Below are 26,473 nucleotides of genomic sequence, written 5' to 3'. Positions count from 1 at the left end.
TTAAACTAAGGTAAGGCTACACTAACCAATCGTTTCGCCTCGCGCGACCGAAAGGACCCCATGCCCCGCCGCCCCCGCCGTCTCCGCACTGCCCTCGCAGTCGTCGGAATCGCCGCTTCCGCCCTCCTGCTCAGCGCCTGCTCGAGTGGAGCCACCGGCTCCACCTCCGCCGACGACGGCTTCGCGCCCGTGACCATCACCCACGCGCTCGGAAAGGCCGTGATCGACCACAAACCCACGAGGATCGTCACGCTCGGGATGGGCTCGGCCGAGACCGCCATCGCGCTCGGCACCGTCCCGGTGGGCGTCGAGGAGTACCCCTGGGGCAGCGACGAATCGGGCTACCTGCCCTGGATCCACGACGCCGTCCAGAAGTCCGGGGAGAAGCTCCCCGAGCAGTTCACCGGCGGCACCGAGCTCGACGTGGAGGCGATCGTCGATCTCGAGCCCGACCTCATCCTCGCCCCGTGGTCCGGGGTGACCCAGGCGCAGTACGACGTGCTGAAGGACATCGCCCCCACGGTGGCGTACCCCGAGCTCCCCTGGACGATCACCTGGCAGGACCAGATCACCACGATCGCGAAGGCGATGGGCGAGCCCGGCAAGGCGGCCGGCCTGATCGACGGCATCGAGAAGCGGTTCGCGGACGCCACCGCCGACCACCCCGAGTACGCGGGGGTGACGTTCTCGTACGTCTACAACACCGGCCCGGGCACGCTGGGCGTCTTCTTCCCGGACGAGCAGCGCGTGGCGATGGTCAGGGCCCTCGGGCTCACCGTCGACCCGGTGGTGACCACGTTCGACGAGACCGAGGGCACCGACTCCGCGGTGATCGGGCTCGAGAACGCCGACAAGCTGAAGGGCTCCGACCTGATCTTCACCTTCTACTCCGACGAGGCCAACCGCGCCGAGGTGGAGGCCCAGCCGCTCTACCAGGCCATCCCGGCGGTCTCGCGCGGCGCGGTCGTCGCGCCGACCGACCAGCCGTTCGTGACGGGCTCCTCGATCATCAACCCGCTGACGGTGCCGTGGGCGCTCGAGCGCTACGTGCCGATGATCGACGAGGCGCTCGCCCGCGCCGGCCGGTGACCGTCACCGCCGACGCACGTCGCGCGCGGCCGGCGTCGCTGCGAGGGATCGTCCTCGTCGCGGCGGCGGCCGCGCTCGTCGTGGTCGCCGTCGTCAGCCTGTTCGCGGGCAGCAAGGCGACCGGCGTCGGCGACGTCCTCACGGCGCTCGGTGGCGGCGGCGACGCGTTCACCCGGGAGGTCGTGGCCGCCCGCATCCCCCGCACCGTGCTCGGGATGCTCGTGGGCGGCGCACTCGCCGTCGCCGGGGTCATCGTGCAGGGCGTCACGCGCAACCCGCTGGGCGATCCCGGCCTGCTCGGCGTGACCGTCGGCGCCTCCGCTGCCGTCGTCACCGCGGTCGCGCTGTTCGACGCGACCGGCGGCGCGCTCGTGCTGGCCGCCCTGCCCGGTGCCCTGCTCGCCGCCCTGCTCGTGGTCGCGATCGGCGCACGGTCGCGCGGCATGGTCACGCTCATCCTGGCGGGTGCCGCGCTGAGCGCCGTGCTCGGGGCGTACATCCAGGCGATGACGCTGCTGCAGCCGAAGGTCTTCGACTCGTTCCGGCACTGGGTGGTCGGCTCGCTCGCCGGCCGCGGCCTCGACACCGCCGCGCAGGTCGCGCCGCTGCTGGTGCTGGGCTTCGTCCTGGCGATCGTGCTGGCGCCCGGGCTCAACTCGCTCGCGCTCGGCGACGACGTCGCGGCGGCGCAGGGCGTGCGCGTGCAGCGGGTGCGCTGGGGCGGCATCGGCGCGGCCGCGCTGCTCTGCGCCGCCGCGACGGCCGCGGTCGGGCCGATCGCGTTCGTCGGCCTCGCCGTTCCGCACGTCGCCCGCGCACTGGTCGGCCCCGACCACCGCTGGCAGCTGCCGGCCGCCCTCCTCCTCGGCGCAGGGATGCTGCTGGCGGCCGACATCGTCGCCCGCGTCGTCGCTCGCCCCGGCGAGCTGATGGTCGGCATCGTGACCGCCTTCGTCGGCGCGCCGTTCCTGCTGGTCGCGGTGCGGCGCGGGAAGGCGCTCACGTGACCGGCACGACGGCGGTCCGGCCGGTTCGCAGCCCGGCTCGACGCTCCCTGCGGGCCCGGCGGACACGACGCGTCGTCGTCGCCCTGACCGCCGTGCTGCTCGTCGCGGCCGTCGCGACGCTCACGCTCGGCCGCCTCGGCATCCCGCTGCCCGAGCTCCCCGCCGCCCTGCTCACCGGTTCGTCGGGCAAGACCGCGTTCGTGCTCGAACGGCTCCGGGGCCCGCGCCTGCTGGCCGCGGCCGGGGTGGGCGCTGCGCTCGGCCTGGCGGGCGCGCTGTTCCAGACCGTGACGCGCAACCCGCTGGGCAGCCCCGACATGGTGGGGCTCGCCTCCGGGGCGGGCGCCGGCGTGGCGATGTGCGCCCTGTTCGCGCCCATCGTGCCGGCACCCGTCGGAGCAGTGGCCGGCGGCGCGATCGCGCTGGCCGTCGTGTGGATCGCGACCGGACGCGGCTTCTCCTCCCCCGGCCGCGTGCTGGTGGCGGGCATCGCCGTGACCGCGATGGCCGCCGCCCTCACGCAGTACGCGGTGAGCGTCGTGCTCCGCGACCAGGGGTCGCAGCTGGCGGCGTACCTCGTCGGCTCGCTCAACAGCACCGGCGTCGCCGACGTCGCCGTGATCGCCCTCACCTTGGCGCTCGTGGTGCCCGCCGCCGCCGTGCTCCGCCATCGCATCGCCGTGCTCGAGCTCGGCGACGACGTCGCGGACGGCCTCGGCGCCGCCTCCGGACGCACCCGCACCGCGGCGATCGTCGTCTCGCTCGTGGCCGCCTCCGGTGCGGTGGCGGTCGCCGGGCCGATCTCCTTCGTCGCCCTCACCGCCCCGCCCATCGCGAGGATGCTGCTCGGGCGCAGCGGCGCGAACCTCGCCGTCTCCGCCCTGGCCGGCGCCGCGATCGTCGTGCTCGCCGACCTGGCGGTCCAGCAGGTGGGCGCGCTCGGCGGTCTCCCGGTCGGCGTGCTCACCGCGGCCGTCGGCGGAGGCTACCTGGGGGTGCTCCTGGTCAGCCGGCTGCGTCGCGGGCGGCTTTGAAGGCCTCCCACCGCTCCGGCAGCACGCCCTCCTCGACGATCCAGCCCATGTAGTCCCGCATGTTGCGCAGCCGCTCGTGCGCGCGCCCCTGCTCCGGCACGACGGCGAGCGCCCGCTCGGCCAGCACGCGCTGATCGCGCAGGTAGTCCTGCTCGGCGCGGAGGAACCCGCCCCAGACGTCCAGATCCATCACGAAGTAGTGGGTCCGCTCGCCCTCGCGCCGCACGCGCTGCACGAAACCGGCCTCCACGAGCCGGCGCGTGTAGGTCGAGACCGAGCCGCGGCTGGCGCCGAGCACGGCGGAGAGCTCCTCCGCCGACACGCCGCCGGAGTCGTCCAGGAGCAGGTAGCCGGCGATCCGCCCCTCGATGTGCGGAGCGCCCCGCGACCCCCAGTAGGCGGCGAACCGCTCCACGAACCAAGTGCGGAACTCGTCCGGGATCGTGTTGTCGATGGCCGTCTCCTCTCGTGCTCCTGGAATCGTAACGGCAGAATGTCGACCGAGCGGACGCCCGTTCGACCTCCGGGTGTGAACGTCCCCGATCGAAAGGACAGGACGATGAAGTACATGATGTTCGTGGTGACCTCGAACACCCCCGACAGCCCGCAGGACGACTCCGATGTGGAGCTGTGGGTCGACCAGTACGACGCCTCCGGAACGCGCGTCATCGGCGATGCCCTGGAGCCGCCGGCGGAGTCGAAGGTCGTGCGGGTGCGCGGCGGCAAGCGCTACGTGACCGACGGCCCGTTCGCGGAGTCGAAGGAGTGGATCTGCGGCTTCGACGTGCTCGAGTGCGACTCCATGGAGGAGGCCGTCGAGGTCGCCGCCCGGCACCCGATGGCGCGGAACGGCCAGCTGGAGCTGCGACCGTTCATGACCTGGGAGTGATGCGGTAGCGGTGCTCCGGTCGTCCGGTCGCGCCGTACTGCAGCGAGACCTCGGCCAGTCCCCGTGCCGCGAGCGCAGCGAGATAGCGCTGCGCCGTGGCACGGGAGACGCCGACGGCCGCGGCCACGTCCGTGGCCGTCCGCTCGCCGTCGCGCAGTTCGGCGAGCACCCGGTGCTCCGTCGCGGACCGCGAGCCGGTGGCGACCGCGTCACCGGAGTGGAGGATGCGCAGCGCCCGCTCGACGGCCTCCTGATCGGCTCCGCGGTCGTCCGCCAGGACGTTGCGGTACCGCTGGTACGCGTCGAGCCGCTCCTCGAGCAGCCGGGCGTCGAAGGGCTTGATCAGGTACGCGAGCGCCCCGCGCCGGAGCGCTCTGCGCACGGTCGAGCCGTCCGTCGCGGCGCTGATGACGAACGTGTCGACGTCGAGCTCCGCCAGCAGGTCGAGGCCGTCGCCGTCGGGCAGGTAGACGTCGAGCAGGACGAGATCGGGGGCGAGGTCGCGGACGGCGGTGCGCGCCGCCCGCGCGGAGACGACGGGGTTGAGCGCCGAGAACCCGCGGCGCGCGGCCACGATGTCGCGGTGCAGCCCGGCGACGCGGAAATCGTCGTCCACCACCAGCACCCGGATGTCGGGGATCATCCCGGACCGCCGCTCGTCGAGGAGGCGGCCGCGACGATCGTGCCGGGCAGCCGGGCACAGAAGACCGCACCGTGCCCGCCCCCACCGGAATCGACGACCCACACGTCGCCGCCCCGTCGTCGGGCGATGTCGCGGCTGAGCGGCAGGCCGAACCCGTGCCCGTGCACCGCGTCGGCGCCGAGGGCCACGCTGTCCGCCTCACCGGTCGCGCCGTCCGGAGCCGGGCGCAGGCCGCGTCCCGAGTCGCTGACCGTCGCATAGAGCGTGTCCGCGTCGTCCAGTAGCTCCACCTCCACCCAGCGCGGCTCGTCGCCCTCGACCGCCGCGCGCACCGCGTTGTCGACGAGGTTGCCGATGACGGCGGCGACGTCCTCCGCGTCGGCGACCGCGCCCAGGATGAGCGTCTCGGGGCCCAGCGAGAGCAGCACGCCGCGCTCGGCGGCCTCGACCCCCTTCGCCCCCAGCAGCGCCTGGAGGTACGGCTCCTGCAGCCGGTCGGCGTGCTCGATCGGGAACTTCAGCGGCCCGCGCGCGACCACGTCGCCGACGAAGGCCCGCGCGGCCTCCGTGCGGTCCGAATCGATCAGTCCGGCGATGACGTGCAGCCGGTTCGCGAACTCGTGCCGCTGGGCGCGGAGCGCGTTCGTCATCGACGCCACGGCGTCCAGCCGCTCCGTGAGCGAGACGAGGTCGGTTCGATCGCGGATGACGGCCACCGCGCCGAGGTCGCGACCGTCGCGCTCCACCCGGCGGAGGTCGACGTAGAGCACGCGCCCGCCGACGACGAAGGTCTCGCCCACCACCGGTGCGCCCACGACCAGGACCGCGGCGACCCCGGGATGCACGCCCAGCTCGGCGATCGGCAGCCCGACCAGCGCGTGAGCGGCGCCGCTCACGCCGAGCAGCTCGGCGGCGCGCCCGTTGCAGACGCTGACCACCCCGTCCGCGGTGACCGCCAGGACGCCTTCGCCGACGCCGTCGAGCACGGCGGCGCGGTCCTGGACGAGGGCGGCGAACTCCTCCGGCTGCAGTCCGAGCGTCACCCGCGTCAGCCGTCGCCGGAGCAGCCACGAGGCGCCGACGCCGATCGCGAGCGCACCCGCCGAGGCCGCCCCGATCGCCGTGAGCAGCCCGGGCAGGCTGCCGAAGACGCTCGCGCTCGCGAAACCGACGCTCACCTCCCCGACCGGGTCGCCGCCGTCGACGTCCCGCACCGGCACCTTGGCCCGCGCGGACTCCCCCAGCGTGCCGGATTCCCACGCCACCGACTCGCGACCGGCCAGCGCGTCGGCGAAGCTCGTGCTGACCTGCTCGCCCAGCCGGCCGGCGTCCGGATGCGCGAGCCGGATGCCGTGGTCGTCGGTGATCACGACGAAGAGCGCGCCCGTGCGTGCGCGGACCTGCTCGGCGAGCGGCCGGAGCGGACCCGTCGCCAGCGCCGAGGCGTCGGGGGTGCCCGGGTCCGCGCTGTAGCGCGCGACGGCCGACCGGACGTCGGAGTCCTCGGCGACCGTGCGGGCGATGGCGAGGGCGGAGGCCTCGGCCTCCTGGCGCAGCTGCAGGACGCCCAGCCACGTGAACGCCCCGGCGCACACGGCGACGACGGCGGAGACCGTGGCGACCTGCAGGAGGAGGACCTGGCTGGCGAACCGCACGCGGCGCCTCCCTCCTGTCTCCGTCGTCCGGACCAGCGTAGGCGGACCGGCTCCCGCACGGCGAATGAGCAGAACGCGCAGAACCTGCTGATCGCGCATATCGCCGAGGAATGCGCGATACCGCGACCCCGCGCGCGGCGATCCCTACCGTGTGGGGAAGTCCATCCCACTCGACGAAGGAGTCGACGTGCTCGTCATCCTCGGATTCACCATGATCCTCGCCTTCATGGCCCTCATCATGACCAAACGGCTGACGCCGATGGTCGCCCTCATCATCGTCCCCACGGTCTTCGGCCTGTTCGCCGGCGCCGGTCTGGGCCTCGGCGACATGATCGTCGATGCCCTCAAAGACCTCGCGCCGACCGCGGCCCTGCTCATGTTCGCGATCATGTTCTTCGGCATCATGATCGACGTCGGCCTGTTCGATCCGCTGATCCGCTTCATCGTGCGCTTCCTCGGCGACGACCCGGCCAAGGTGGTCCTGGGCACGGCGCTCCTCGCGGGGGCCGTCTCGCTCGACGGCGACGGGTCGACCACCTTCATCATCACGACGTCCGCCATGCTCCCGATCTACCTCCGGCTGGGCATGAGCCCCGTGGTCCTCACCTGCGTGGCCGGGCTGGTCAACGGCACGCTGAACATCGTCCCGTGGGGCGGTCCGACCGCCCGGGCCGCCGCCGCGCTCAAGGTCTCGCCGACGGACATCTTCGTCCCCATGCTCCCGTCGCTCGCCGTCGGGCTCGTCGTGGCCTTCGCCCTGGTGTGGGTGCTGGGCGTGCGCGAGCGCAACCGCGTCGGCAGCCTGGCGCTCTCCGAGCCGTTCGCGACGGAGCGCGGCGGAGAACCGCGGCGCCGGTTCGCGCTGTTCCAGGGCGGCCGTCTGGTCCGCGGCGCGCAGGCGGCTCCGGGAGCGCGCGGCTCGGTCGACACGCGCGGCATCGTCACGGTCCGCGGAGGCGCCGCGACGGCGACCGTCGACGCCCCGGCGGAGACGCTCGCGGGCACCGCGCTCGACCCGGGACGCGCCACCCTGCGCCCGCGTCTGATCTGGGTGAACCTCGTCCTCACGCTCGTCGTGATGGTGCTGCTGGTGATCGACGTCCTGCCGCTCGCCTACATCTTCATGGTCGGCTCGGCCGTCGCCCTGATCGTGAACTTCCCGAAGCTCCGCTCCCAGGCCGACGAGATCGTGGCGCACGCCCCCAGCATCGTCGGCGTGGTCTCGATGGTGCTCGCCGCCGGCGTGCTGGTCGGCGTCCTCAACGGCACCGGCATGGTCACGGCGATGGCGAACTGGGTCGTCGACATCGTCCCCGCGTCGATGGGCCCGTTCCTCGCCGTCATCACCGGCCTCCTGTCGATCCCGATGACGTTCTTCATGTCGAACGACGCCTTCTACTACGGCATCCTCCCGATCCTGTCCGAGACCGCGGCGACCTACGGGATCAGCCCCGTCGAGATGGCGCGGGCGTCGATCATCGGACAGCCCGTCCACCTGCAGAGCCCTCTCGTGCCCGCCATCCTGCTGCTGGTCTCCCTCGCCGGCGTCAACCTCGGCGACCACCACAAGAAGGTGCTGTGGCGGGCGCTCCTGGTCTCGCTGGTCATGCTCGCGGTCGGCGTCCTGCTGGGAGCGGTGCCCTTCGGCTGAGACGACGGAGGGCCGGGCGTCACGACGACGCCCGGCCCTCCTGCTCGTCCGGCGGGGTCAACCGCAGTACGAGCCGAGCGTGTCGAACTGGTCGCTGATCGTGTCGACGTCCGACTCGAGCAGCGTGGAGTCGCGGTCGGCCTCCGGCGTCGCGACGTAGGTGTTCAGGTCGGCCTTGAGGGTCTCGACGTCCGCGTTGAACGCGTCCACCTCGCTCGCCAGGTCCGGGTCGCTCAGGTCCGAGGTCGAGGCCGTGAACGCGTCGAACGCGGCCACGATCTGCGCCTGCGCCGTGGCCGGGTCGGTGGCGAGGTTCGGGATCTGCTCGTTGAGCACCGGGATGAGGCTGCTGGCCGCGGCGTCGAGCCGCGCGCAGTCGACGGTGAGCGCGGCGTCGCTGGACGAGTCGCTCGGCACGTCGGTCGGCAGGTTGCGCACCGCGTTGGCCACGGCGAGGCCGCTGGCCACGGAGGCGATGATGACGAAGACGATGCTGGCGATCGTGATCGCGACGCTGACGTAGCCGATGATGAGGCCGGCCAGCGCGAAGCCGCGGCCCTTCTCGCCCGTGCGCTTGATCTGGCTGAGGGCGATGTGGCCGCAGACGATGCCGACGATGTTCACGAAGAACGACGCGACGAAGGCGACGATGGCGAGCACGTTGGTCGTGCCGCTCGACGGCGCCGGCGCCTGGTACGGCTGGTACGGCGGGACGCCGGGGCCACCAGCCGCGGGGGGCGCGGGCGGTGCAGCGGCGTAGCCGGGAGCGGGCGCGGCCGCGTACGCGGGAGCCGGCTGCTCGGCCGGCTGCTGCGGGGCGTCGGGAGCCGGGTTCGGCTGGGCGTCGTTCGGTTCGGGAGGGGTCGTCGTCAAGGGAGTCTCGCTTCTGGTGAATGGGACGCACGGACCGCCGAGGATGACGTGACCCCCGGCACGGCCTTCCGAGTCTACGGAGAAGGGGCCCTTCCCCGAAACCCCGGGCGGCGCGCCGTCGAAGGCCGCGGCCGTTTTCTGCGAGACTCCCGCAGGCGGCCCGGCACGGCCGCCTGCGTCGGGGAGGGACAGATGAGCGGTCACGAGACCACCGGTACCGGCACGGCCGCCGAGGCCGTCGTCCGCATCCGCACGGGCGCGGTCCGCGGCGTCGCCGGCGAGCGCGCGAGCGTCTGGAAGGGCATCCGCTACGCCCAGCCGCCGATCGCCGCCCGCCGCTGGCGCGCTCCCGTGGCGGCCGAGCCGTGGGAGGGCGTGGCCGACGCGACGGCGTTCGGTGCGGCCGCCCCGCAGCAGCTCAACCCCGGCATCTCGCTCGGCCCGGACGCCGAGCTCGACGAGGACTGCCTCTTCCTCAACGTCTGGCGGCCGAACGGCGGCGGCGCGGGCAAGCCCGTCATGGTCTGGATCCACGGCGGCGCGTACACCTACGGCGCTGCCAGCCAGCCGCTCTTCGACGCCGCCGGACTCGCCACCACGGGCGACGCGGTCGTCGTGACGATCAACTACCGGATCGGTGCGCTCGGCTTCCTCGACCTCACGTCGTTCTCGACCCCGGAGCAGGTCTTCGACTCCAACCTCGCGCTGCGGGACGTGCTGCTCGCCCTGGAGTGGGTGCGCGACAACGTCGCCGCCTTCGGGGGCGACCCCTCCCGCGTCACCGTCTTCGGCGAGTCCGCCGGCGCCGGCCTCGTGACCACCCTGCTCGCGACCCCCGCGGCCGCCGGGCTGTTCCAGGCCGCCATCGCGGAGAGCTCGCCGGCGAGCTCGATGTACGGCCCCGCACGGGCACGGGCGGTCGCCGACCGCTTCCTCGCGGCGGCCGGAGTCGAGCACGCGGACGCCGCCGCCGTGCTGCGCCGCCTGCCCGTCGACCGGATCGTCGACGCCGCCGCCGCGGTCTACAACGACGTGCCGAGCAGCATCCCGGGCACCCTGGCGTTCGCGCCGATCGTCGACGGCGAGCTGGTGCCCGAGCACCCGATCACCGTGCTGAGCGAGGGGCGCGGCCACCCGGTCCCCCTGCTCATCGGCACGAACCACGACGAGGCAACCCTCTTCAAGTACATGAAGTCGCCGCTCATCCCGATCACGCGGGACGCGATCGAGCGGATGTTCGCGCTCATGCTCGAGGACAACCCGGGACTGCGCGCGCCGAGCCGCGACCAGGTGCTCACCGCCTACCGCCGCGGCCGGGCGAAGTCGCGCGGGCTCGACATAGCGACCGACATCGGATTCCGGATGCCGGCCGTCTGGACGGCGTCCGGGCACTCCCGCGTCGCCCCCACGTACCTCTACCGGTTCGACTTCACGACGCCGGCCCTGCGGCTGGTCGGCATCGGCGCGGCCCACGGCACGGAGCTGCCGTACGTCTGGGGCGTGCTGGGGCTCGGCCCCACGGACCCGACGTTCAAGCTGGGCGGCCGGCGCGCCGGCGCCGCGCTCTCCGCTCGGATGATCCGCCGCTGGACCGACTTCGCGCGCGACGGAACGCCCGGCGACGACTGGCCCGCGTACACCGACGCCGACCGCGCCACCCTCGTCATCGACGCGCAGGACCGGGTGGCCCCGGACCTCGACGGGCCGCTCCGGCGGGCGTGGGGCGACGTCGTGCTGTCCTTCCGCTGAGGGCGGCCTCCGCAGCGGCCCAGCAGGCACGCCACCCCTAGACTCGGGGCATGGTGCTGGTGTTCCTGGCCGTGCTCGTGATCACGGCGATGTCGCTCTACGACATCCTGTCGCGCGACCCGGCGCTCGTGCGCCTGGCTCCGAAGGCGGTCTGGCTGTTCCTCGTGATCGTGCTGCCGCTGATCGGCGCCGGCCTCTGGTTCTTGATCGGACGCCGGCCCGAGCCCGCCGACGGCGGCACCGCCGAGGGTCGGACCGGACGGACCGTGGTGGTGCGCGAATCCCCCACCGCATCGCCCGCAGCGCCTCCGGCAGCTCCCGCGCCGCGCCACCCCGGCGCCCCGCTCAGCACCGAGGAGCAGCTGGCCGCCCTCGAGCGCGAGATCGAGGAGGACCGCATCGCCCGGCGCATCGCCGAGCTCGAGACGGAGCTCCGCCGCCGCCGCGGCGACGACGGCGAGCCCGCGTGATCAGAAGTCGGTGTGACCCAGCCGTGGCTCGGCCACGAACTCGGCCGTCGCATCGGCGGCCGATTCCAGCTCCAGGATGATCAGCTCGTTGTGCCCGGCGCGGACCACCGGTCCGGGCACGTGGAGGGTCTCCTGCGGCCCGCGGGTCCAGTAGCGGCCGAGGTTGAAACCGTTGATCCAGGCCACGCCCTTGCCGAGGCCGGTGGTGTCGAGGAACAAGGTCCCCGGCTCCTCCACCTCGAAGGAGGCGCGGGCGAAGACCGGGCCGGCCAGGCGTTCGGGGGCGGGGTCGCCGGCGGCCACGGAGGCGTCCAGCGCCGCGCGCACGGCGACCAGGGACGGCAGGCGCAGCGGCAGCACGCTCCAGCGCTGCAGCTCCTCGCCGTTCAGGTGCACCGGACCGATGAGTCCTTTGGACTCGCCGATGCGCGGCCCGTAGTCGACGCGGCCCTGGTCCTCCACGAGCACCGTCAGGGTGCCGCGGCTCGGCGAGAGGGTGATCGCGCGGTCGTGGTGGTCGCGCGCGAGCACGCCGACGCGGGTGGAGCCGACGAAGACGTACGCGCGGTCGCGCACCTCCCCGAACTCCAGCACGGCCGGCTCCTGGGTGTCGATCTCGGTGCGGTACAGCCCGAATCCCGAGTAGTGGCCGAGCTCGTCGAAGGTGGAGACGTCGTCGGTGTGCGCCCACTCCCCCAGCTGGCCGGCGACCGCGAAGAGCGGGACGGCAGACTCGAAGGCCTGCGAGAACGCGGGAGCGGAGGCGGCCACGACGGGCTCCTCCACCGGCACCGGCGCGTGCTTCGCGATGACGTCCCGGAACGCCCAGAACTTCTCGGTCGGCTCGCCGGCCTCGTCGAGCGGGGCGTCGTAGTCGTAGCTGGTGACGATGGGCTGGTACACGCCCTTGTCGTTGGCCCCGTTGGTGAAGCCGAAGTTGGTGCCGCCGTGGAACATGTAGATGTTGACGGACGCGCCGAGGGCGAGCAGGTCGTCCAGGTCGGCGGCGGACTGCTCCACCGGCGTCGTGTGGTGGTGCGCGCCCCAGTGGTCGAACCAGCCGTCCCAGAACTCCGAGCACATGAGCGGCCCGGTCGGCTGGTGCTCGCGCAGGGTGGCGAGGCGCTCCGTCGAGCGGGAGCCGAAGGAGGCGGTCTTCAGCAGCTCCGGCAGCGAGCCGTTCTCGAGCATGTCGGGCTGCGGCTGGTCCACGGTCGTCAGCGGCACGGTGATGCCGGCGCCGCGGAACACCTCGACGAGGTGGCGCAGGTACTCCTTGTCGTCGCCGTAGGCGCCGTACTCGTTCTCGACCTGCACGAGCAGCACGGGGCCGCCCCGGTGGACCTGGAACGGCTCGACGATAGCGAGCACGCGCTCCAGGAACGCAGTGACGGCGGCGACGAATACCGGCTCCGAGCGGCGGATGCCGACCGACGGGTCGGTGAAGAGCCAGGCGGGCAGGCCGCCGTTGTCCCACTCGGCGCAGATGTAGGGGCCGGGGCGCACGATGGCGTGCATCCCCTCCTCCTGGATCGTCCGCAGGAAGCGGGCGAGGTCGAGCGCGCCCTCGGCGGAGAACGCGCCGGGCTGCGGCTCGTGCGCGTTCCACGGGACGTACGTCTCGATGGTGTTCAGCCCCATGAGCCGGGCCTTGCGGATGCGGTCCGCCCAGTCGTCCGGGTGCACGCGGAAGTAGTGGATCGCTCCCGAGAGGATGCGGTACGGCTCGCCGTCGAGGACGAAGTCGTCGCCCGCGATCTCGAACGTGGTCATGAGGTGGGTTCTCCTGGTGGATCGGTGCAGACGCGTGGCCGGCCGCGGTGAGCGACCGGCCACGCGGGGCGGTCACTTGCCGGTGACGGTGAAGCCCTGCTTGTTGCCGTAGTCGACGATCGACTGCTGCCAGGCCTTCAGGCCCGTGTTCAGGTCGCTGTTCGACGCGTAGGACTGGCCGACCGAGTCGGCGTAGATGCTGTTCGCGTAGACCTGGTAAGGCAGGTACTGCCAACCGGTCGACACGTTCTTCGCGCCGTCGGCGAGCACCTCGTTGATCTTCTGGCCGCCGAAGTACTCGGGGGCGTCGGAGAGGAACGCGTCGGAGCTGAGGTCCTTGGTGGTCGACGGGAAGCCGCCCGACTTCAGGAAGACCTTGATGCTCGACTCGTCGTTGTTCAGCCACTTGAGGAAGCCGGCCGCGAGCGCCTGGTTCTTGCTCTGCTTCAGCACGACCTGGCCGCCGCCGCCGTTCTCTGCGTTGGCGGGCTTGCCGTCGTACGTCGGGATGGGCGCGACGCGCCACTGGCCGGACGCCTCGGTGACCGACGACTCGAGGGTGCCGGGCATCCACGCGCCGGTGATCAGGGTCGCGATCGAGCCGTTGCCGAGCGCCTTGTACCACTCGTCGCTCCAGCCGGGAACGGAGGAGAGCAGCTTGCCCTCGACCAGCTTGTTCCAGGTGGCGGTCCACTTCTTGGTGCCCTCGTCCTGCAGGTTGACGGTCACCTTGGTGCCGTCGACGCTGAACGGACGGCCGCCGGCCTGCCAGATCATGCTGGTGGTGAAGCCGGAGTCACCCGAGTCGCTGGTGATGTAGGCGTTCGGGTCCGCGGCGTGCAGCTTCTCCGCTGCCGCCGTGTACTCGTCCCAGGTGGTCGGCACGGCGATGCCGTACTTGTCGAAGACGGTCTTGTTGTAGAACATCGCCATGGGGCCCGAGTCCTGCGGGAGGCCGACGAGCTTGCCGCCGACGTTCACCGAGCTCCACGGGCCGGCCGTGTAGTCGCTCTTGAGCTTGTCGAAGCCGAACTGGGTCAGGTCGACGAGGGAGTCGGAGAGGGCGAACTGCGGGATGGCGTAGTACTCGACCTGGGCGACGTCGGGGGCGCCGGAGCCGGCCTTGATCGCGTTCTGCAGCTTGGTGTACTCGGTGGTGTTGGTGCCGGCGTTGACCAGCTTGACCTTGACCTTCGGGTACTGCTTCTCGAAGGCGGCGACCTGGGCCTCCGCCGAGGGGGTCCACGACCAGTACGTGATCTCGCCGCCCGCCTTGAGGGCGGCGTCGACGTCGGAGCCGCTCCCGGACGAGTCGGAGCCGGAGCCCGACGAGCACGCGGCGAGCGAGGCGCCGACGACGGCCGTGGCGACGATCGCCGTGGCGACCCGCCGGAGCGACCGTGAACGCAGGATGCGCTTCATGGGTGTTCCTTTCACTTCATTGGGATTCAGGGTGATGCGGTGATGCGGTGGTGCGAGGGAGGAGCGATGGGTCACTGCTTGACGCTGCCGGCGGCGAGGCCCGACTGCCAGAAGCGCTGCAGGAAGAGGAACGCGATGACGATCGGGACGATCGTGAGCAGCGATCCGGTGATGACCAGGTTGTAGATCGGTTGTGCCGCGACCCCGGTCGCCTGCGCGCTCCACTGGCTGAGGCCGACCGTGAGGGGGTACCAGGTCGGATCGCTCAGCATGATGAGCGGCAGGAAGTAGTTGTTCCAGGTCGCCACGATCGCGAAGAGGGCGACGGTGACGACGCCCGGTGCGAGGAGCCGCAGCGAGATGGTGAAGAAGGTGCGGAACTCGCTCGCGCCGTCCATCCTGGCCGCCTCCAGCAGCTCGGTCGGGATGGCCTCGGTCGCGTACGTCCAGACGAGGTACAGGCCGAACGGGCTGACGAGCGAGGGCAGGATGACGGCCCACGGCGTGTTCGTCAGGCCGACCTGGCTGAACATGAGGAACGTCGGCACCGCCAGCGCCGTGCCGGGGACCGCGATCGCGCCGAGCACGATGGCGAACACCGCGCGCTTGCCGGGGAAGTTGAATTTCGCCAGGCCGTAGCCGGCGACCGTGGCGAGCAGGGTCGCCCCTCCCGCGCCCACCACCACGTAGAGGAGGGTGTTGCCCAGCCACTTGAGGAAGATGCCGTCGCGGTAGGTCAGCGTGTCCGCGATGTTCTGGAAGAGGTTGAAGTCCTTCCCGAACCAGAGGCCGAACGACGAGAACAGGTCGGGCTGGGTCTTCGTCGCGTTGACGAGCAGCCAGGCGAGCGGCACCAGCGAGTAGACCGTGAAGAGCACCATCACGATCGTGAGCACGATGGAGCGGCGGGGGCGGCGTCCTCCGGTGGAGAAGGACTTCGCTGCCCGGCGGTCCGCCTTGCGGACGGCCGCACGGTCGGCGCGGGTGGGGGCGATGTCGGTGAGCGTGGCCATCAGCGGACCTCCTTGCGGGAGCCGCGGAGCTGGACCACGTAGGCGATCACCGCGGTGATCACTCCCATCACGATCGCCACCGTGGCCGCGTAGTTGAACTGCTGCCCGGCGAAGGACAGGTTGTAGGCGTACATGTTCGGGGTGAAGTAGCTGCTGATCGCGTTCGGGGCGATCACCTTCAGGAGGTTCGGCTCGTTGAAGAGCTGGAAGCTGCCGATGATCGAGAAGATCGTGGCGATCACGATCGCACCGCGCACGGCGGGGATCTTGATGCTCCACACCTGGCGGAACGCGCCGGCGCCGTCGATCTCGGCCGCCTCGTACAGCTCGCCCGGGATGACGCGGAGGGCCGCGTAGAAGATGAGCATGTTGTAGCCCATGAACTCCCAGGTGACGATGTTGCCGATCGAGCCGAGGATCCACGACCCGCTGAGCGGCGCGAGGCTGGTGCCGAGCAGCTGGTTGACGCTCGCGGTCAGGCCGAACTGGTCGCCGTAGATGAAGCCCCAGATGAGGGCGGCGACGACGCCGGGCACCGCGTAGGGGAGGAAGAGGGCGATGCGGAAGAAGCCGGAGCCGTGCAGGCGCGCACTGTCGAGGGCCAGCGCGGCGATCAGCGAGATCGCGAGCATGATCGGCACCTGGATGACGAGGAAGACCGACACGCGGCCGAGCGACTCCCAGAACTTCGCATCCTGGAACACCGCGATGTAGTTGCCGAGGCCGACGAAGGCGTTGCCGCCGATGAGCTGCTGCCGGAACAGGCTGAGGTAGATCGCGTAGAGCACCGGCGCGATGATCATCGCGGCGAAGACGACCAGGAACGGGGCGACGAAGGCCCAGCCGCGCCAGTCGCGACGCGCGCGGCGCTTGCGGGGATTCGGGGAGACGGCCTGCCGGGTGGCCGGCGGCGTGAGAGACGTCGTTGTCATGGCCTTCCTTGGATGGTTCGGGGGCGATGCGCGGATGTTTACGTCAACATCCGCGGGCATACCCTAACATGTTGACGTCAACATCGTGCAAGTCCGATGCGCATCTCCGCGCGGACCGTGCGGGTTCAGCAGAATGGGGAGCTATGACCGAGTCGATCGCCGAGCCCGCACCCGGCACCGCGCCGCGCGGCCGGCGCAAGCGGGGCCCCTCCCTCGGCGACGTCGCCGCGCACGCCGGCGTCTCGACGCAGACCGTGTCGCGCGTGGCCAACGGCCTCACCAATGTCGAGGCCGCCACCCGGGAGCGCGTGCTCGCCTCCATGCACGCCCTCGGCTACCGCCCGAACCACGCGGCGCGCGCCCTCCGCTCCGGCCGCTTCCGCAACCTCGGCGTCGTGATGTTCACCCTCTCGTCGTACGGCAACATGCGCACGCTCGACGCCATCGCCGTCAACGCGGCGACCGCCGGGTACTCGATCACCGTCGTCCCGGTCGAGCGGCCCACGCAGAAGGACGTCAGCATCGCCTTCTCGCGCCTCCTGGAGCAGGCCGTCGACGGCATCATCATCGTCATCGAGGCCCACATCGTCGACGGCGCCGACGTGGAGCTGCCCGAGGGCCTCTCGGTCGTCGTCATCGACTCCACGCAGCGCCCCGACTACCCGCAGGTCGACAACGACCAGGCGCTCGGCGCACGCCTCGCGACCGAGCACCTCCTGTCCCTGGGCCACGAGACCGTGTGGCACATCTCCGGCCCCACCGAGTCGTATTCCGCCGGCCGCCGCGAGGAGGCCTGGCGCGAGACGCTGGAGGCCGCGGGCGCGCCCGTGCCGGAGGTCCTGCACGGCGACTGGTCGACGGCCGCCGGCTACGAGCACGGCCTCGCGATCGCCGAGCGCCCCGAGGTCACCGCCGTCTTCGCCGCCAACGACCGCATGGCGCTCGGGGTGCTGCGTGCGCTGCACGAGGCCGGCCGGCGCGTCCCGGCCGACGTGAGCGTCGTCGGCTTCGACGACATGGCCGAGTCCGACTCGTTCTGGCCGCCGCTCACGACCATCCACCAGGAGTTCGAGGCCACCGGCCGCCGCGCGGTCGAGCTGCTCATCGCCGAGATCGAGGGCCGGCCCGAGCCGGTCACCTCCACCGTCGTCCCGACCCGCCTGGTCGTGCGCGCGAGCACGGGCCCCGCCCCGCACTAGCCCGCCCGCTTCTCGCGAGACGTGAGTAGACGCGGGTGCGGAGACCGCATCACCCGCGTCTACTCACGTCTCGCGGAGCGCTCCGCTCGCTATACTGCGAGAGTCCGGCGGGCCCTCCCGTCGGTGCTCGAAAAAAGGGCACGAGGCGCGCGCGGGGATGCGCGCGCGAGACACATACGGAAGCTCACCATCCGTCCTGTCTCGAAAGGCTCCGCCATGCCCTCCGTGTCCGCCCACGTCGCCGCCACCCTCGCCGCCCACGTCCAGCACGTCTTCGGGGTGATGGGCAACGGCAACGCCTACGTCCTCGACGCGCTGGAGCGCCAAGGCGCCGTCCCGTACACCGCGATGCGGCACGAGGGCGGCGCGGTGGTCGCCGCCGATGCCTTCCACCGGGCGTCCGGCGGCCTCGCCGCGGCGACCGCCACCTACGGCGCGGGCTTCACGAACACGCTGACCGCGCTGGCCGAGGCCGTGCAGGCGCGCATCCCGCTCATCCTGCTGGTCGGCGACGAGCCCACGTCGGGCCCGCGGCCGTGGGGCGTCGACCAGATCGCCCTCGCGTCGGCGGTCGGCGCCCGCACCTACACGGTGGGCCGGGCGGATGCGGCGGCGACCACCATGATCGCGGTCGAGCACGCGCTGACCTATCGCGTGCCGACGGTCCTGGCGATCCCCTACGACATCGCGACCCGCGAGGCGGGGCCGATCCCGGCCGCGCCCCAGCCCGTGCTGCCCGCTCCGCTCGCCCCGGCGGGACCGTTCGCCGCCGGCGCGGTGCGGGCGGCGGCCGATGCCCTCGCGCGGGCGGAGCGACCGCTCCTCCTCGCGGGACGCGGCGCCTGGATCGCCGGTGCGAGCGAAGCCCTGGGCGCCCTGGCCGAGGCGACCGGCGCGATCACCGCGTCGACGGCGCTGGGTCGCGGCGTCTTCCCCGACGACCGCTACGACCTCGGCGTGACCGGCGGGTTCGGCGCGGACGGCGCGATGGAGCTCCTCCGGGAGGCCGACGTCGCCGTGGTCTTCGGCGCCTCCCTCAACCAGTTCACGATGCGGTTCGGCGAGCTGTTCGCGCCGGGCACCCGCATCGTGCAGGTGGACGTCGCCGCCGCCGCGACGCACCCGTACGTCGGCAGCTACCTGCGCGGGGACGCGCGGGTGGTGGCGGAGGCGCTGGTCGCCGAGCTGCGCGAGCGCGGCGGCCGCCCGTCGGGCTGGCGGGAGTCGGTGGACGTCGGCGCGCTGCGCGCACGCGAGCTCGGCCGGGCGGACGGGCTCGCCGACGACGGCCTGCTCGACCCCCGCGCCGCCGCCGCGCGCATCGGCGAGCTGCTGCCGGAGGATCGCGTCGTCGTCTCCGACGGCGGCCATTTCATCGGCTGGGCGAACATGTACTGGCCGGTGGCCTCCCCCGACCGGATGATCATGGTCGGCACCGCCTATCAGTCGATCGGCCTGGGCTTCCCCAGCGTCCCGGGTGCGGCGGTCGCGCATCCCGAGTCGACCGTCGTACTGACCACCGGCGACGGCGGCGGGCTGATGGCCCTCGCCGATCTGGAGTCCGCCGTGCGCGTCGCGCGAGGTCACGGCCTGGCCGTCGTCTGGAACGACGCCGCGTACGGAGCGGAGGTGCACGTCTACGGCCGCAAGGGCCTCGCGCAGGCGCCCATGCTCATCCCGACCGTCGACTTCTCCGGGCTCGCCCGCGCGGTCGGCGCCGAGGCCGCGATCGTCCGCACCCTCGACGACCTCGCGGTGCTCGCGGAGTGGGCCGCGCGCCCGGCGGACGAGCGGCCGTTCCTGCTCCTCGACCTGCGCATCTCCCCCACGGTCGTCGCGCCGTACCAGCAGGAGATCTACCGCGTGAACAGCTAGCCCCGCAGGGGTTCACGACGTGGCGCCCATTCCCTGCGGAATAGGCGCCACGTCGTGAACCTCGCGTGCGGACGGCCTCAGCCGCGGGCGCCGTAGATCGGCGAGCGCGCCTGCGCGGCCTCGTTGTCCGGCCCGAGCGGGATGCCGGTGCGGTCGCGCAGCAGCAGGGTCGCGATCAGCCCGATCACCGTCATCCCGGCCAGGTAGAGCGTCACGGCGAACGTCGACCCGGTGGCCTGCACCAGCGCCGTCGCGATCGTCGGTGCGAACGCCCCGCCCAGGATGGCGCCGATCGCGTACGAGATCGACACCCCCGAGAAGCGCACCGATGCCGGGAAGAGCTCGGCGTAGTACGCGGCCTGCGGGCCGTAGGTGAAGCCGAGCCCGATCGTCAGCACCGCGATGCCGAGGAACAGCAGCCACACGCTGCCGGTGTTCACCAGCGGGAAGAGCGAGAACACGCCGACGAGCTGCAGGATCCAGCCCGCGATGTAGGTCGTGCGGCGCCCGATGCGGTCGCTCAACCTCCCCGCGTACCAGGTGGAGAGCAGCCAGGTGACCGCCGATCCGGCGACCGCCCAGAGCACGGGGCCGCGATCGAGCGCGATCGGCCCGTCCGGGTTCGTGGCGTAGTTCTGGATGTAGCCGCCGGTGGTCATGTACCCCACCGCGTTGTTGCCGGCGAAGATCAGGGCGGCGATCACCACGAGCAGCGCGTGCTTGCGGAACAGTTGCACGATCGGGGTGCGGGTCTGCTCCTTGCGCTGGGCGATCTCGAGGAAGACCGGGCTCTCCTCGACCCGCCGGCGCACGTAGTAGCCGATCAGGATGAGCACGATCGACAGCAGGAACGGCACGCGCCAGCCCCACGCGAGGAAGGCGTCGCCCGGTGCGATCACTGCCATGAGCGCCATCGTGCCCGACGCGAGCAGGAGGCCGAGCGGCACGCCGATCTGCGGCGACGCCCCGAAAAGGCCGCGGCGCGCGGTCGGCGCGTGCTCGACGGCCATCAGCACCGCCCCTCCCCACTCGCCGCCGGCCGAGATGCCCTGCACGATGCGCAGGAGCACGAGCAGGATCGGAGCCGCGATGCCGATGGCGGCGTACGTCGGAAGAAGGCCGACGAGCGCGGTCGTGGCGCCCATGAGGATGAGGGTGATCATCAGCACGAACCGGCGCCCGTACTTGTCGCCCAGGTGCCCGGCGACGAAGGCGCCGAGCGGGCGGAACAGGAAGCTGACGCCCACGGTGAGGAACGACAGGATGGTCGCGAACTGCGGTCCTGCCGGCTCGAAGAACAGCTGGCCGAAGACCAGGGCGGCGGCCGACGCGTAGATGAAGAAGTCGTACCACTCGACCGTGGTGCCGACCACGGTGGCGAAGACGACCCTCCGGCGATCCGTCCGGGCCGCGAAGCTCCCGGTCGGGGTGAAGGTGGCGGGCGGGCGGGGCTGCGACGTGCTCATGCGGGGTTCTCCTTCGATCGACGTCATCGTCAGCACCGAGCAGCGAGGCTCGGAAGGGGATCACGATAGTATATGATACGATTTCGGATATTTCGAGCCCGCAGCACACTCGGATATATGATCGCCTTTCGATGGCGACGGACGAGAAGACGCAGAGCAAATCGCGGGCCGCGTACGACTGGGTCAAGGCGAAGATCGCTCGACGCGAGTACACCCCCGGCTACCGGCTGGTGCTCGGTTCGATCGCCGCCGAGCTCGACATGAGCGTCGTCCCGGTGCGGGAGGCGCTGCGCCAGCTCGAGGCGGAGGGGCTCGTCACCTTCGAGCGCAACGTCGGCGCGCGCGTCTCGATGGTGGACGAGTCGCAGTACGCGTTCAGCATGCAGACCCTGGCCATCCTGGAAGGGTCGGCGACGGCGCTGGCGGCCCGCGCCCTCACGGCGGACGACCTGCGGCGCGCCCGCGACATCAACGACCGGATGGTCGCGAGCCTCGACCACTTCGATCCCGGCGCGTTCACGGCGCTCAACCACGAGTTCCACGCGACGCTCTACGCCCCCTGCCCCAACGCCCGCCTCCTCGACCTCGTGAACGCCGAGTGGGGACGCCTGGGCAACCTCCGCAACTCCACCTTCGCCTTCGTGCCCGGCCGCGCCCAGGAGTCCGTGCGCGAGCACGAAGGCATCGTCGGGCTCATCGAGTCGGGCGCGCCGCTCGACGAGATCGAGTCCGCCGCGCGCCGCCATCGCTCGGCCACCCTCGACGCCTACCTGGAGCACGAGCACACCTCCGCCTGAGCACGCGGACTATTCGCCGCCTCGGGGAGGCGGACCGTCCCAGCCGGCCGCCGCGCGAACGCGTCGCGCGATCTCGTCCGGTGCCGCGTCCGTCGCGTCGACGACCAGGCCGTCGAGCGCGGCGGCGTCCAGGATCGCTGCGAGTTCACCCGCGCGGTGGAGGTGCCAGTCGAGACCCTCGGGATCGGCGGAGTGACGCGCCCGCAGCCGCCGCTCGACGACCGCGGGATCGGCGACGAGCCGGCAGACCAGCATCCCGTCGGCCTCCAGCGCGGCGGTGTAGCGCGCCACCTCCGCAGCCTCCTCGATCACCCCGGCCAGGATGAAGCGGCGCGCGCCCGCCGCCCGGTAGTTCGCCGCGAGCGCGCGGAGGTTGCGGAGCTCCAATTCGTGGTTGAACACATCGCTCGCGGGCGCGGGATGCAGGCGTCGCACCGCGTCGAGGTCGATCACCGCGTGCGGCGCGGGCTCGAGCGCGCTGATCGCGTCCGCGACCGTCGTCTTGCCGACGCCGACCGTCCCGTTGAGAAACACGCCGTCCATCCCCTCATTCTTCCCCGCGAGGCGGCACAGACTGCACGCGAATCCGCCGAGGCGGCGAACCATTCCCCGTCTCGGCGCACTGACCATCCCGTGTGAGCCGCCGATAGTCGGCAGGGACGGCATCGGCCGTCACCGAGTGGAGGTTCCCCGTGATCGACTCCCCCCGCACCGACTCCGGCCCCACCGACGCGCGCTCCGCCGACTCGCCCCGCCGCCGGCGGTCCGCCCTCGCGGCGGCGCTCCTCACCGCCGCGCTCGTCGTCGGCGGTGCCGTCGCCTCCACCGCGGCGAGCGCCGCCGCCGATCGCGTGGACGTGACCTGGACCACCACCAACTCGTGGACGACGGGATTCCAGGCGTCGGTGGATGTCGCCAACGGCTCGACGACGAAACTGTCGCCCTGGCAGGTGCGCTTCACCTTCCCGCACACCCTGGTGAGCATCTGGTCGGCGGTGCAGCAGCCGTCGGAGGCGGGCACGCTCACCGTGGGGGCACCGTCCTGGGCCACGACCCTGACCCCGGGCGCGAAGACGAACTTCGGGCTGACCGCCACGAAGGCCGGAGCGGCGGCGATCGTGCCCACCGGCTGCACCATCGTGGGGCTGCCCGCCGGCACGTCGGTGCCGTGCTCGGTGAACGGCGGCCCGGTCGGTGGCGGCAGCACGTCCGGACCGACCGCCCCCACCCCGACTCCGACGCCGACGCCGACCGTCACGACGACGCCCACGCCGACCCCCACGCCGACGCCGACGCCAACCCTGACGCCCACGCCGACCCCCACGCCGACGCCGACGCCCACCAGCGCCGGCCTCCAGGTCACCTGGAGCACCACGTCCGAGTGGACGGCCGGGTTCCAGTCCGCCGTGCGCGTGCGCAACACGTCGGGCACGGCGCTCAACCCGTGGCGGCTGTCGTTCACCACCGGCACCACCGTGGTGAGTCTCTGGGACGGCACGGCCGGCGCCGCTCCGGACGGTTTCACCGTGGCGGCGCCCTCGTACGCGACGTCCCTCCCCGCCGGCGGCGAGGTCTCCTTCGGGCTGACGTCGAACAAGGCGGCAGGCGCCGGTCTCGTCCCGACGGCGTGCCGCGTCGTCGGCGCCGACCTCCCCTGCACGATCAACGGCTCGACCAGCACCCCCGAGCCCACGCCCACCCCGACGCCCACGCCGACCCCGACCCCGACCCCGACCCCGACCCCCACCATCCCGGCCCCGTCCGGCCCTCTCGTCGTCGCCCCCTACGTCGACCTGGGCCTCTGGCCGACCGCCGACCTCACCGCCTTCAGCCGGGCGAGCGGCGTCTCCGCCGTGACGGCCGCGTTCGTCGTGGCCGACCGCAGCAGCGCCTGCTCCCCCACCTGGGCCGGCTACACCGCCTACGCGATCGGCGGCAGCCAGGACTTCCAGCCGAACATCGCCGCGTTCCAGGCGGCGGGCGGTCGGGTCGTCGCCTCGTTCGGAGGCGCCGTGAACGACGAGCTCGCGCGGGTCTGCACCGATCCGGCGAAGGTCCTCGCCGCGTACACGACGGTCGTCACCCGCTTCGGCCTCGACCGGGTGGACTTCGACATCGAGGGCGCCGACGTCTCGGACTCCGCGGCGAACCAGCGGCGGGCGACGGCCGTGGCCGCCCTCCAGAAGCAGCGCGCGGCCGCCGGGCATCCGCTGGAGGTCACCCTCACCCTCCCGGTCATGCCGTACGGGCTGCTCGACAGCGGTCTGCGCACGATCCGCGAGTTCACCGCGGCCGGCGTCCAGCTCTCCGCGGTGAACCTCATGACGATGGACTACGGCACGGGCGTGACCGACATGGCGAAGGCCGCGATCGACGCGGCCACCGCGACCGCCACGCAGTTGAAGACGGTGAGCGCCTTCGCCGGCCTCTCCGACGCGCAGCGGCGCGCGCTCGTCTCCGTGACCCCGATGATCGGGGCCAACGACACGGGCGAGGTCTTCACCCTCGCGAACGCCACGACGGTCGCGGCGTACGCGAAGGCGAACGGTCTCGCGGGCCTCGGCTGGTGGGAGCTCACCCGCGACCAGCCCTGCACCGGCGGCATCCCGGCGTACATGTGCACCGGGACGTCGGCGGCCCGGTGGTCCTACTCGAAGGCGTTCGTCGCGGCCGCGCGCTGACCCGCGCCGATCACGGTGGGACCGGTGCCGTGCCCGGCGCCGGTCTCACCGTTCAGCACCGCCCAGGTCCCGAATCCGACGAGGGCGATCGCGACGAGCGCCAGGATGATGGCGACGACGACGGTCGCACGCTTGTGACTCACGAACCCTCCCCCGGGTGGACAACGGTGTCCACCCTACGGGGAGAACGGTAGGTTTCAGAATCGAGCGCCCGGGTGTCAGACCCCGGCCGTGCTGCGCACCCCGAGAATCGGCATGAAGAACCCGGCGAGCGCCTCCGTCGCCGCCAGCGGGAGCACGTCGGCGACGTACTGATCGGGGCGCACCACGACGATCGCACCGCCGCGATCGATGCCGCGCGCCTCGAACACGTCGTCGGCCGGATCCGCCGCGTAGACCTTCTCCTGGTCGATCAGCGCGAACGGCCCCACCCGCGGACGGAACACCGACGGCACGGCGCCGAGATCCACCTCGGTGTGCGGCTGCTGGTAGACGATCTTCACGTCGAAGTGCGCATCGAGGTCGGCGCCCTCCGGGGTGGAGACGACGATCGGAGACGTCGGTGCGTGCTCCAGCCAGTCAGCCAACTGGGCGACCACGGCGGACTCCCCCGGCCGCGCCGCGTCGGCGAACACGTAGATCCGCCAGCGGCCGTCCGCCTTGGCGTGATGGCCGAGGTGCACGGGGTTGCCGTCGCACACCCGCGTCGCCATCGGGGACTTGAAGCGCTTGCCCAGGGGGAACCCGCTCGCGAGCTCCTGGTGCGCCGGTTCGCCGACGAGGAGGCTGGGCGGGTACTGCGTCATGAAGCCGGCCGGGAACTCCGCCGTGCGCACGTAGAAGTCCTCCAGCTCCGTGGGGTCGCCGAGCTCCTCCGGCTTGGCCGCCATGAGCGAGGACCACTCGCGGTCGAAGTCGATGAGGTTCTGGGCGATCACCTGACGCTCCGCCGAGTAGGTCGCGAGCAGGCTCTCGGGGCTCCGGCCGTCGAGCACGTGCCCGAGCTTCCAGCCGAGGTTGAAGCCGTCCTGCATCGAGACGTTCATGCCCTGGCCGGCCTTGGCGCTGTGCGTGTGGCAGGCGTCGCCGGCGATGAACACGCGCGGGGTGCGGGTGCCCAGGTCTTCGGCGACCACGTCGTCGAACCGGTCGGTCAGCCGATGGCCGACCTCGTAGACGCTGTGCCAGGCGACGTTCTTCACGTCGAGCACGTAGGGGTGCAGGATCTCGTTGGCCTTTGCGATGATCTGCTCGATCGTCGTCGCCCGCACCGCGCCGTTGTCGCCCTCCCTGACCTCGCCGAGGTCCACGTACATCCGGAACAGGTGACCGCCCTCGCGCGGGATGAGGAGGATGTTGCCCGCCTCCGACTGGATCGAGCACTTCGTGCGGATGTCCGGGAAGTCGGTGACGGCGAGCACGTCCATCACACCCCAGGCGTGGTTCGCCTGATCGCCGGCGAGCGTGCAGCCGATGGACTCGCGCACCTTGCTGCGCGCGCCGTCGGCGCCCAGCACGTACTTCGCCCGGACGACCCGCTCCTCGCCCTCGTGCTCTCCCGCGGTGCGCACGAGGCGCACGCTCACGGGGTGCTCGGCATCGTCGTCCACGGTGAGCCCGGCGAACTCGTAGCCGTAGTCGGGGTGCATCCGCGCGGGGGCGTTCGCCATGTACTCGGCGAAGTAGTCCAGCACGCGCGCCTGGTTGACGATGAGGTGGGGCCACTCGCTGACACCGGTGGGGTCGTCCACGGCGCGGGCGGCGCGGTGGATGCGCGAGGGATCGGCCGGGTCCGGCTTCCAGAACGCCATCTCGGTGATCCGGTACGCCTCCGAGATGATCCGCTCGGCGAAGCCGAAGGCGTCGAAGGTCTCGACACTGCGCGCCTGGATCCCGTCGGCCTGTCCGATCGCGAGGCGGCCGGGGCGGCGCTCGACGATGCGGGTCGTGACGCCCGGGAACTGCGAGAGCTGCGCCGCGGTGATCATGCCGGCGGGGCCGGTGCCGACGATGAGCACGTCGACCTCGTCGGGCAGCTCGTCGGGCCGGTCGATGCCCGTCCCGGCCGCGGGCTGCACTCGCGGGTCTCCGGACACGTAGCCGTGGTGGTGGAACTGCACGGGTTCTCCTCACTTCGCTGTGGGGTGCGGTGTTCGATTATCGAACAGCGGGTTCTGATATCGCACACTGATCATAGGCATGCGACGGCAGCGCGACAAGAGCGCGACGAAGGGAGGGGGAAGGAGGAGGGGAAA

23 protein-coding genes are annotated in these 26,473 nt (G+C 72.0%); 11 read left to right on the top strand and 12 right to left on the bottom strand.

Annotation, left to right across the window (positions count from 1 at the left end; translation table 11 throughout):
- The first annotated feature begins 60 nt into the window (after window positions 1–60).
- From BGO91_RS20310 to BGO91_RS20300, 3 genes are read left to right on the top strand one after another with little or no spacing between them, the layout of a single operon-like run.
- The gene (locus BGO91_RS20310; protein WP_290474554.1) at window positions 61–1,089 is read left to right on the top strand and encodes an iron-siderophore ABC transporter substrate-binding protein; all 1,029 of its coding nucleotides are present in this window, start codon (window positions 61–63) and stop codon (window positions 1,087–1,089) included.
- The gene (locus BGO91_RS20305; protein WP_290474553.1) at window positions 1,086–2,096 is read left to right on the top strand and encodes an iron ABC transporter permease; all 1,011 of its coding nucleotides are present in this window, start codon (window positions 1,086–1,088) and stop codon (window positions 2,094–2,096) included. The genes BGO91_RS20310 and BGO91_RS20305 overlap by 4 nt, the downstream gene beginning before the upstream one ends.
- The gene (locus BGO91_RS20300; RefSeq protein WP_290474552.1) at window positions 2,093–3,130 is read left to right on the top strand and encodes an iron chelate uptake ABC transporter family permease subunit; all 1,038 of its coding nucleotides are present in this window, start codon (window positions 2,093–2,095) and stop codon (window positions 3,128–3,130) included. Before BGO91_RS20305 ends, BGO91_RS20300 begins: the two co-directional genes overlap by 4 nt.
- Here the strand turns inward: BGO91_RS20300 and BGO91_RS20295 are convergent.
- A complete protein-coding gene (locus BGO91_RS20295; RefSeq protein WP_290474551.1) occupies window positions 3,102–3,545 on the bottom strand; it encodes a MarR family transcriptional regulator in 444 nt (147 codons plus the stop codon). The two genes, BGO91_RS20300 and BGO91_RS20295, sit on opposite strands and share 29 nt — an antisense overlap.
- Window positions 3,546–3,689: 144 nt before the next feature.
- On the opposite strand from BGO91_RS20295, the gene BGO91_RS20290 reads away from it, so the two are divergent.
- On the top strand, window positions 3,690–4,019 hold the full coding sequence (locus BGO91_RS20290; protein WP_290474550.1) for a YciI family protein: 330 nt from the start codon (window positions 3,690–3,692) through the stop codon (window positions 4,017–4,019).
- Here BGO91_RS20290 and BGO91_RS20285 read toward each other — a convergent pair.
- Entirely contained in the window at window positions 4,003–4,662 is a 660-nt protein-coding gene (locus tag BGO91_RS20285; protein ID WP_290474549.1) for a response regulator, read from the bottom strand. The genes BGO91_RS20290 and BGO91_RS20285 overlap by 17 nt on opposite strands.
- On the bottom strand, window positions 4,659–6,317 hold the full coding sequence (locus BGO91_RS20280; RefSeq protein ID WP_290474548.1) for a sensor histidine kinase: 1,659 nt from the start codon (window positions 6,315–6,317) through the stop codon (window positions 4,659–4,661). Before BGO91_RS20280 ends, BGO91_RS20285 begins: the two co-directional genes overlap by 4 nt.
- A 187-nt stretch (window positions 6,318–6,504) precedes the next feature.
- On the opposite strand from BGO91_RS20280, the gene BGO91_RS20275 reads away from it, so the two are divergent.
- Window positions 6,505–7,968, top strand: a complete 1,464-nt coding sequence (locus BGO91_RS20275) for a citrate:proton symporter (protein ID WP_290474547.1) — start codon at window positions 6,505–6,507, stop codon at window positions 7,966–7,968.
- A 57-nt stretch (window positions 7,969–8,025) separates the two neighbouring features.
- On the opposite strand, the gene BGO91_RS20270 is transcribed toward BGO91_RS20275, so the two are convergent.
- Complete coding sequence (locus BGO91_RS20270) at window positions 8,026–8,841, bottom strand: DUF4190 domain-containing protein (RefSeq protein ID WP_290474546.1); 816 nt, start codon at window positions 8,839–8,841, stop codon at window positions 8,026–8,028.
- Between the two features lie 192 nt (window positions 8,842–9,033).
- Here BGO91_RS20270 and BGO91_RS20265 point away from each other — a divergent pair, with 192 nt between their 5' ends.
- Both BGO91_RS20265 and BGO91_RS20260 read left to right on the top strand, forming a co-directional pair.
- Complete coding sequence (locus BGO91_RS20265) at window positions 9,034–10,590, top strand: carboxylesterase/lipase family protein (protein WP_290474545.1); 1,557 nt, start codon at window positions 9,034–9,036, stop codon at window positions 10,588–10,590.
- 50 nt (window positions 10,591–10,640) lie between these two features.
- Window positions 10,641–11,060 (top strand): PLD nuclease N-terminal domain-containing protein, encoded by a 420-nt coding sequence (locus BGO91_RS20260; RefSeq protein WP_290474544.1) that lies wholly within the window; start codon window positions 10,641–10,643, stop codon window positions 11,058–11,060.
- Here BGO91_RS20260 and BGO91_RS20255 read toward each other — a convergent pair whose 3' ends face one another.
- From BGO91_RS20255 to BGO91_RS20240, 4 genes are all read right to left on the bottom strand, one after another.
- A complete protein-coding gene (locus BGO91_RS20255; protein ID WP_290474543.1) occupies window positions 11,061–12,833 on the bottom strand; it encodes a beta-galactosidase family protein in 1,773 nt (590 codons plus the stop codon).
- 72 nt (window positions 12,834–12,905) lie between these two features.
- Window positions 12,906–14,255 carry a sugar ABC transporter substrate-binding protein gene (locus BGO91_RS20250; RefSeq protein ID WP_290474542.1) on the bottom strand — a complete coding sequence of 450 codons (1,350 nt, stop codon included), beginning with the start codon at window positions 14,253–14,255 and terminating at the stop codon, window positions 12,906–12,908.
- Between the two features lie 71 nt (window positions 14,256–14,326).
- The gene (locus BGO91_RS20245) at window positions 14,327–15,268 is read right to left on the bottom strand and encodes a carbohydrate ABC transporter permease (protein WP_290474541.1); all 942 of its coding nucleotides are present in this window, start codon (window positions 15,266–15,268) and stop codon (window positions 14,327–14,329) included.
- Window positions 15,268–16,200 carry a carbohydrate ABC transporter permease gene (locus tag BGO91_RS20240; RefSeq protein ID WP_290474540.1) on the bottom strand — a complete coding sequence of 311 codons (933 nt, stop codon included), beginning with the start codon at window positions 16,198–16,200 and terminating at the stop codon, window positions 15,268–15,270. Before BGO91_RS20240 ends, BGO91_RS20245 begins: the two co-directional genes overlap by 1 nt.
- A gap of 143 nt (window positions 16,201–16,343) precedes the next feature.
- Between BGO91_RS20240 and BGO91_RS20235 the strand changes: the two genes are divergently transcribed.
- Window positions 16,344–17,399 (top strand): LacI family DNA-binding transcriptional regulator, encoded by a 1,056-nt coding sequence (locus tag BGO91_RS20235; protein WP_290474539.1) that lies wholly within the window; start codon window positions 16,344–16,346, stop codon window positions 17,397–17,399.
- Window positions 17,400–17,615: 216 nt separating this feature from the next.
- The gene (locus tag BGO91_RS20230; RefSeq protein ID WP_290474538.1) at window positions 17,616–19,274 is read left to right on the top strand and encodes a thiamine pyrophosphate-binding protein; all 1,659 of its coding nucleotides are present in this window, start codon (window positions 17,616–17,618) and stop codon (window positions 19,272–19,274) included.
- Between the two features lie 77 nt (window positions 19,275–19,351).
- Here the strand turns inward: BGO91_RS20230 and BGO91_RS20225 are convergent, their stop codons facing one another.
- Window positions 19,352–20,740 carry an MFS transporter gene (locus BGO91_RS20225; RefSeq protein ID WP_290474537.1) on the bottom strand — a complete coding sequence of 463 codons (1,389 nt, stop codon included), beginning with the start codon at window positions 20,738–20,740 and terminating at the stop codon, window positions 19,352–19,354.
- A gap of 131 nt (window positions 20,741–20,871) precedes the next feature.
- Between BGO91_RS20225 and BGO91_RS20220 the strand changes: the two genes are divergently transcribed.
- Entirely contained in the window at window positions 20,872–21,537 is a 666-nt protein-coding gene (locus BGO91_RS20220) for a GntR family transcriptional regulator (RefSeq protein ID WP_290474536.1), read from the top strand.
- Window positions 21,538–21,546: 9 nt separating this feature from the next.
- On the opposite strand, the gene BGO91_RS20215 is transcribed toward BGO91_RS20220, so the two are convergent.
- The gene (locus BGO91_RS20215) at window positions 21,547–22,080 is read right to left on the bottom strand and encodes a hypothetical protein (RefSeq protein WP_290474535.1); all 534 of its coding nucleotides are present in this window, start codon (window positions 22,078–22,080) and stop codon (window positions 21,547–21,549) included.
- Window positions 22,081–22,229: 149 nt separating this feature from the next.
- Between BGO91_RS20215 and BGO91_RS20210 the strand changes: the two genes are divergently transcribed.
- Window positions 22,230–24,218, top strand: a complete 1,989-nt coding sequence (locus BGO91_RS20210) for a cellulose binding domain-containing protein (RefSeq protein ID WP_290474534.1) — start codon at window positions 22,230–22,232, stop codon at window positions 24,216–24,218.
- On the opposite strand, the gene BGO91_RS20205 is transcribed toward BGO91_RS20210, so the two are convergent.
- Together BGO91_RS20205 and BGO91_RS20200 are read right to left on the bottom strand one after the other, a co-directional pair.
- Window positions 24,185–24,361, bottom strand: a complete 177-nt coding sequence (locus BGO91_RS20205; RefSeq protein ID WP_290474533.1) for a hypothetical protein — start codon at window positions 24,359–24,361, stop codon at window positions 24,185–24,187. The genes BGO91_RS20210 and BGO91_RS20205 overlap by 34 nt on opposite strands.
- A gap of 75 nt (window positions 24,362–24,436) precedes the next feature.
- Window positions 24,437–26,338, bottom strand: a complete 1,902-nt coding sequence (locus tag BGO91_RS20200) for an FAD-binding monooxygenase (protein WP_290474532.1) — start codon at window positions 26,336–26,338, stop codon at window positions 24,437–24,439.
- Window positions 26,339–26,473: the final 135 nt, after the last annotated feature.

Origin of the sequence: Leifsonia sp. 71-9, from assembly GCF_001898805.1 — a bacterium.
Classification (GTDB): Bacteria; Actinomycetota; Actinomycetes; order Actinomycetales; family Microbacteriaceae; genus Leifsonia.
This window is presented reverse-complemented; position numbering and strand designations above follow the sequence as displayed.

What these genes read in the sequence shown, in the direction of transcription:
- BGO91_RS20250 (WP_290474542.1), bottom strand. Translation starts at nt 14,255, where the DNA reads ATGAAGCGCATCCTGCGTTCACGGTCGCTCCGGCGGGTCGCCACGGCG.
- BGO91_RS20310 (WP_290474554.1), top strand. Translation starts at nt 61, where the DNA reads ATGCCCCGCCGCCCCCGCCGTCTCCGCACTGCCCTCGCAGTCGTCGGA.
- BGO91_RS20240 (WP_290474540.1), bottom strand. Translation starts at nt 16,200, where the DNA reads ATGACAACGACGTCTCTCACGCCGCCGGCCACCCGGCAGGCCGTCTCC.
- BGO91_RS20290 (WP_290474550.1), top strand. Translation starts at nt 3,690, where the DNA reads ATGAAGTACATGATGTTCGTGGTGACCTCGAACACCCCCGACAGCCCG.
- BGO91_RS20215 (WP_290474535.1), bottom strand. Translation starts at nt 22,080, where the DNA reads ATGGACGGCGTGTTTCTCAACGGGACGGTCGGCGTCGGCAAGACGACG.
- BGO91_RS20225 (WP_290474537.1), bottom strand. Translation starts at nt 20,740, where the DNA reads ATGAGCACGTCGCAGCCCCGCCCGCCCGCCACCTTCACCCCGACCGGG.
- BGO91_RS20260 (WP_290474544.1), top strand. Translation starts at nt 10,641, where the DNA reads ATGGTGCTGGTGTTCCTGGCCGTGCTCGTGATCACGGCGATGTCGCTC.
- BGO91_RS20235 (WP_290474539.1), top strand. Translation starts at nt 16,344, where the DNA reads ATGACCGAGTCGATCGCCGAGCCCGCACCCGGCACCGCGCCGCGCGGC.
- BGO91_RS20245 (WP_290474541.1), bottom strand. Translation starts at nt 15,268, where the DNA reads ATGGCCACGCTCACCGACATCGCCCCCACCCGCGCCGACCGTGCGGCC.
- BGO91_RS20285 (WP_290474549.1), bottom strand. Translation starts at nt 4,662, where the DNA reads ATGATCCCCGACATCCGGGTGCTGGTGGTGGACGACGATTTCCGCGTC.
- BGO91_RS20255 (WP_290474543.1), bottom strand. Translation starts at nt 12,833, where the DNA reads ATGACCACGTTCGAGATCGCGGGCGACGACTTCGTCCTCGACGGCGAG.
- BGO91_RS20220 (WP_290474536.1), top strand. Translation starts at nt 20,872, where the DNA reads ATGGCGACGGACGAGAAGACGCAGAGCAAATCGCGGGCCGCGTACGAC.
- BGO91_RS20230 (WP_290474538.1), top strand. Translation starts at nt 17,616, where the DNA reads ATGCCCTCCGTGTCCGCCCACGTCGCCGCCACCCTCGCCGCCCACGTC.
- BGO91_RS20265 (WP_290474545.1), top strand. Translation starts at nt 9,034, where the DNA reads ATGAGCGGTCACGAGACCACCGGTACCGGCACGGCCGCCGAGGCCGTC.